The organism is Faecalicoccus sp., assembly GCF_036552745.1.
GTDB lineage: Bacteria > Bacillota_I > Bacilli_A > Erysipelotrichales > Erysipelotrichaceae > Faecalicoccus.
In genome coordinates, this window is the sequence record NZ_JAXKBY010000207.1 from 1 (window position 1) to 5,765 (window position 5,765).

The 5,765-nt window shown below is 39.1% G+C and carries 6 protein-coding genes; 2 read left to right on the forward strand and 4 right to left on the reverse strand.

Annotated elements, in window-relative coordinates; all coding sequences use genetic code 11:
- Positions 1–192: 192 nt before the first annotated feature.
- Genes U0M88_RS09670 through ulaG form a run of 4 tightly spaced genes read right to left on the reverse strand, consistent with a single transcriptional unit; the run spans position 193 to position 3,582 of the window.
- Positions 193–492 (reverse strand): PTS sugar transporter subunit IIB, encoded by a 300-nt coding sequence (locus U0M88_RS09670; RefSeq protein ID WP_117446813.1) that lies wholly within the window; start codon positions 490–492, stop codon positions 193–195.
- Positions 493–520: 28 nt separating this feature from the next.
- Positions 521–1,993 (reverse strand): PTS ascorbate transporter subunit IIC, encoded by a 1,473-nt coding sequence (locus tag U0M88_RS09675; protein WP_117446814.1) that lies wholly within the window; start codon positions 1,991–1,993, stop codon positions 521–523.
- Between the two features lie 33 nt (positions 1,994–2,026).
- Positions 2,027–2,482 carry a PTS sugar transporter subunit IIA gene (locus U0M88_RS09680; RefSeq protein WP_331869682.1) on the reverse strand — a complete coding sequence of 152 codons (456 nt, stop codon included), beginning with the start codon at positions 2,480–2,482 and terminating at the stop codon, positions 2,027–2,029.
- A complete protein-coding gene (ulaG, locus tag U0M88_RS09685) occupies positions 2,482–3,582 on the reverse strand; it encodes an L-ascorbate 6-phosphate lactonase (protein ID WP_117446816.1) in 1,101 nt (366 codons plus the stop codon). The genes U0M88_RS09680 and ulaG overlap by 1 nt, the downstream gene beginning before the upstream one ends.
- Before the next feature lie 221 nt (positions 3,583–3,803).
- On the opposite strand from ulaG, the gene U0M88_RS09690 reads away from it, so the two are divergent.
- On the forward strand, positions 3,804–4,574 hold the full coding sequence (locus U0M88_RS09690) for a hypothetical protein (protein ID WP_331869683.1): 771 nt from the start codon (positions 3,804–3,806) through the stop codon (positions 4,572–4,574).
- Positions 4,561–5,364: a DeoR/GlpR family DNA-binding transcription regulator gene (locus U0M88_RS09695; RefSeq protein WP_331869684.1), complete on the forward strand. Its 804-nt coding sequence runs from the start codon at positions 4,561–4,563 to the stop codon at positions 5,362–5,364. Before U0M88_RS09690 ends, U0M88_RS09695 begins: the two co-directional genes overlap by 14 nt.
- The last annotated feature ends 401 nt before the right edge of the window (positions 5,365–5,765 follow it).

A 5,765-nucleotide genomic window follows, 5' to 3' on the forward strand; every position in this document is an offset into this window, starting at 1 on the left:
CTGTACATGTTGCAGGCGATATCGGGATCCTCGCTGGCCAGAAGGATATGGTTTTCACCGTTCATACAGATATTGCTGGCGCAGTAGCAGCGCTTGATATCGTCTAAATGTTTTTTCTCGATCTTCATTTGTTTTCTCCTTTTTTTCATCAAAAATAGGTATAAGAAAAGCTGCCGTTGGCAGCTTTTTATGTTATTCAGCTGTTGCGGCGAGTAATCCTTCTTCGATTTCCTTGGCTGACATGACATTTTTCAAGCCAACGATCTTAGTACCCCTCTTTTCAGCATCGGCAAACATACTGACAAAATTTTTAGAGCACAGAACGATATCGTATCCACTGGCCGCTGATTTTCCTTCAGACACCGCACAATGACGAATCTCCTGTACATCCAGCCCCATTTTCTTGGTCACCTTTTCCACATTCAACTTGATCATCATACTTGTGCCGGCTCCATTTCCGCAGCAAACTAATAATTTGTATTTCTTTGACACACTATTCTCCTCTTTCCCTTTTTATAGATTATTGCTTCGCAGCTTCTTTTTGTTGTTTTTTTTCCAGATACGCATCATAGTCTTCTGTAATCAGGAAATATGTATCCGGATGAGAACGATACTGCAGTTGTGGAATCGCAAGTAATACGATTACGACAATGGCAACACCGATATAGCCGGCAAACTTCATGACAACGGTAAACATTGGCCATACAGTTGCCCAGTCAAACATACCTAAGTAGCCGCCGTATTGTGCAAGTCCAACCCAACCGGCAATCAAAGCCGATCCAAATACTTGAAGCAGACCACAGATGAATGGAAGAATCAAAGCTGCTTTGATACCACCTTTTTTATCCGCATAAACCGCAATGACCGCATTATCGAAGAACACCGGTACAAATCCGGCAATAACCAGTGTCGGTGATTTCATCAACAATAAAGTCATGATCGCAATAAATTGTCCTAAAGCACCCATCAAGAATCCAACGGTTACCGCATTGGCGCTACCAAATCCAAAGACCGCTGCACAATCGATGCCTGGAACAGCACCTGGCAAGAAAGAATTTGAAATACCTTGGAACGAATTGGTCAACTCGGTAACGAAAGTTCGTACACCAAGCTGCAGGATAGCCAAATATACCGCAAAGTTTAAAGATGTCGTCATGATATAGAAGAAGAAATTGGCTCCTTCTTTCATAAATCCACCGGCAACCAGATAATCCTGCCCCAGCACCAGCAAGATGGCACCAAAGAACAAGAACATCAAAATGGAAGTGGCTACCATATTTTCATTAAAGATGGATAAGAATCCAGGAAACTTCAATTCATCCAGGCTCTTAGATTTGCTGGAGCGCATTTTCTCTGCAATCTTTCCAAACAAAGCAATTCCAAACATTTGTTGGTGCGCAATCGCAAAGCCTCCACCTTCGGTCAACTCCTGTGTGATTTCAACCGTTAAGTTAGAACCCACGGCCCAATACAAGCCCAGAACAACAGCCATGATCAACAAAATCTGTGTATCCCCTAAAGTTGGGAAGCAGAATAAGATCAGCCAGAAAGCTGTGGCCGCCTGCTGCATCTGTACGTGCCCTGTTGTAAATACGGCACGCATCTTGGTCCATTTCTTTAAACGTACCAAAATCAAGTTCATGATAAATGCGATCAACAGCAGCAACATGACCTGTGAGAATGTTCTCGCAAACTGTTCCTGTAAACCTGCCGTTACCGCATTTTGTCCAAAGTATGGATCGATAACCATGGCATCTAAATTAAAGCGATCTTTTAATCCAACCAGAATAGGACGGAAGTTGTTAACCAAACCACCGGAACCTACCGCCAGGATCATATATCCAACGGTCGCCTTGATAAATCCTGAAAATGCTTCATATACCGGTTTTCTCAACAATAAATATCCAATAAAGACGATCAGCCCTATAAAGTATGCCGGCTGTGTCAGGATATTGGCCGCAAAAAAATCCCAAATACCCATTATTATGTTCATAACCTATACCTTTCCTATTATCTAATTATATTATTATGATTCAAACTGATCTGCGATTTCTTTTAGTTCCTGCGGTGTCTTACATCGATTCAATGCTTCGACGATGTCTTCATTCATTAACGTTTCCATCAAAGCTTGAATATTCTTTAGATGTTCTTCATGATCCATGGCTGCCAAAGAGAAAAACAAGGTTGCCTTTTTCTCTTCGTCCTGCGGATCAAAATCGACCGGTGTTTCCACTTTCATAAAAGATATCGCTGTTCCATAACATCCATCAGCGCCTTCTGTTGAATGAGGCATGGCAATTCCTGGAACAATGACTATATATGGTCCATATTTTTTTACGCATTCGATCACATTATTGATATAAGTGTCATCGACTATCTTACACTTTTGTAATGGTTCATAACTGCCGCGAACTGCATCTTCCCAGGATGCGAATGAATCCTTAAAAGTGTAAAACCCTTTTTCTACAATTTCCTTAAGCATTACAGACAGGAACGATATGGGATATTTTGTTCCTCTTCAAAACAATCTTCAAAACCGCGGCGATAATGATACATACGTTTGTTCTTATCTGTCGGATATACATATTTTCCTCCTACGTCCCAAATAAACGGATGGAATTTGTAATCCAGCACATCTTTTTTGTAGTTATACAACAAATTGATTTCCTGTGGATCCGCTTTAAAATTTGTCCAAACATCATAGTGGATTGGAATCACTACATCTGTCTGTAAAGCTTCCGCCATACGCAAAATGTCAATGGAAGTCATTTTGTCCTGCATTCCAACAGGGTTTTCTCCATACGATCCAAATGCGACATCGATATCATGATCTTTTCCGTGTTTCGCATAATAGATCGAATAATGAGAATCGCCGGAATGATAAATATTTCCGCCCGGTGTCTTGATCAGATAATTCACCGCTTTATCATCCATATCTGTTGGACATTTTCCTCTGAGGTCTTCACGATCTGGGCCTGTAGAATCCGTTGTGACAATACATGTTCTGTCAAAAGAATCCAAAACAACAATTTCGATATCTTTGATCTTAATGGTATCTCCAGGTCGAACCGTCAGGCATCGATCGGCCGGAACACCCCATTTTTGCCATAATTCGACCGATTTTTTTGGTCCGATAAAAGGAACCGGCATTTCTTTTCCATTTTCATCTGTAGTCATCATACCACTTTTTAAAACATGACTGGCATACTCTGCACTCATATGATCCTGATGATAATGTGTAGCCAATACCGCATCCACCTGTTTGATCGCAAATGGATCGATAACGAAAGGTACAGCTCTTAAATTTGGCTGCATGTTTCGACATCCGCACATATTTGCCATCTGATGTCCTACCTTCATTTTGCCATCGCCATGCGTTCTTTTTCCATTACCGGCCCAAAGATCGACAGTAATGTTTGCCTGTGGTGTTTTAAACCAAATTCCGGTACAGCCTAACCACCACATTGCCACCGTACCCGGTTTTACTTCTTCCTGTTCTATTTCCTCATTAAGCCAAGTTCCCCATTCCGGGAATGTGCCTAAGATCCAGGATTCTCTTGTGATCTCATCTACTTTGCTCATTCTCGTTTTGCCCTTCTTTCCTCTTTCAAATAACCATGGTTGTTTTGACAGTCTTACTATAATAAAATTCGAAATAAACGACAACCACGTTTTATGAACGTTTTAACTATTTTATGATTGTTGTAATCGCTTACTTTATTTTATATGAATATTTAATTGAATAATTTTCGTTGACTTTACGAACTCTTATTCATATAATACGAGTATAAGGAGGCATCACCATGAAAAGAGCCGCATTTCCACAGGAAGCCCGCAACTTTATTATGGGCATCATTTATATCATCTATTCTATCTATATTATCATGACGGCACAAAAGTTCAGTCAAAAATTATTATTTGGCATACTTTTTATCCTGATATTTTCCATAGCGCTTTATGCTGAATATTTACGTCATTTATATCAACACGCAATTCAAACGATTGCCTATGATGCGATGCCGCAAAAAGGGAAAAAAGAATATGATGATCTTTTAAAAAAAGATATATTTAAGGCTTATAATTCTTCTAAGGTGATTTATGACACTTTGTATTATGCCGATATGTTAGATGCTTCTTCACTGTTAAAAACATTGGAAACTCATTATAAAATGTTTCATCAAAATATAGATAATCTTCTGATCTGGCATTATAACCAGTTATATGCACATTTTCTATTAAAAGATACAAAAATTGTTCAGGAAGAATATACAAAGATCATCCGTATGAAAGATGCCAAAGTAAAGGGACACAAATTATCACCTTTATATAATTGGGACTTTATTGATGCCCTTTACTTATTTAGTAGAAAAGACTACAAGCAAAGCTTTAACTGCTTTAAAAAGACAAATACACAAAACATGAACAATCGTGAAAAGCTTCATTATTATTACCAGTTCAGCAATCTTTGCAGAGTCATGCACAATCGTTCCATGGAAGAAGAATGTATAAAAAAGATTCGGGAAATCGGAGGAACTTCAAAAATCATCGAGGTGGTAAATCATGAAAATGAGTAAAGAAATCGTCGATGCACGACGTAAAAAAATCATGGAAAAGATACAAATACAAGGAAAAGTGAACGTGGAAGAGCTGGCAAAAGAACTTAATGTAGCACCTTTGACCATACGCCGCGATCTGCAATATTGGGAAGATATGGGAGCTGTTATCCGCTATTATGGCGGAGCCAGACTGATTCAGTCCTTTGTCGATAACGACCAGATCAAAGACAATAATGAGCCTTATAAACATGCGATCGCCAAATATGCGGCAAATCTGGTAGAAGAGGGCGACACGATGTTTATCAACACCAGTTCAACTGCGCTATTGATGCTTCGGTACATTCATGACAAGCACGTGACCGTCATTACCAATAATGGAAAAGCGTTATTCATCGATCATGATCCAAAAATCACTGTTGTCTTGACCGGCGGAGAAATACGATATCCCAAAGAAAGCATGGTCGGTGATTTTGCCTTAAACAACGTCAACCGCGTTTCTGCCGACAAGAGCTTTTTAGGCTGCAGCGGTATTGATGCCGAAATCGGAATGACAACAGCCATCCTGCCGGAAGTTTCCATCAATGAAGCGATGATCTCTCGCTGCACGGGAAAAAAGATTCTCTTAGCTGATGCGACCAAAGTTGCCAATATCCACCAGTTCAGCGTTGCCAAAGCAGATGTGTTCGATCTGTTGATCACCGATTTTCGAGTACAGAAAGAACAACTAGAAGATTTCAAATATACATCTTTGGCTATTCAAACCGTACATCCTTTCTATGGGTATCAAAGCATCGACCAACAAAGATAATCCCCGACACAACAGTCGGGATTTTTTTATCGGCAAAATATTAAAATCATTTTTGCAGAGCCTGTATTTCTATCCTTTCTGTTTTTCTGTCTATATCTTTTTTCTTTATGATTCCAGATTCTTAATGCCAAACTTCCAATTCTTTTCTATTTTTGAAAGTCCATCAACATAATGATATTACTCAGGATAATATTTCAAATAAGATACCTGCCGATACTATTTTACATATGATCAGATCATCTAAAACTCTTTAGAAATAATCCAAAAGTTGTACAAAAAAATAGGGGGTCTAACAGTTAAAAGTTAGATCTAAAAAAGGACTGGAATTCCTTAAATTGAAACTCCAGTCCTTTTTGTCTGTAGTATAATTTAGTTATGCTACAAAACCAATTTAACCAAAC

Coding starts and splice junctions, on each gene's coding strand:
- U0M88_RS09680 (WP_331869682.1), bottom strand. CDS start 2,482: ATGCTTAAGGAAATTGTAGAAAAAGGGTTTTACACTTTTAAGGATTCA.
- ulaG (WP_117446816.1), bottom strand. CDS start 3,582: ATGAGCAAAGTAGATGAGATCACAAGAGAATCCTGGATCTTAGGCACA.
- U0M88_RS09695 (WP_331869684.1), top strand. CDS start 4,561: ATGAAAATGAGTAAAGAAATCGTCGATGCACGACGTAAAAAAATCATG.
- U0M88_RS09675 (WP_117446814.1), bottom strand. CDS start 1,993: ATGAACATAATAATGGGTATTTGGGATTTTTTTGCGGCCAATATCCTG.
- U0M88_RS09690 (WP_331869683.1), top strand. CDS start 3,804: ATGAAAAGAGCCGCATTTCCACAGGAAGCCCGCAACTTTATTATGGGC.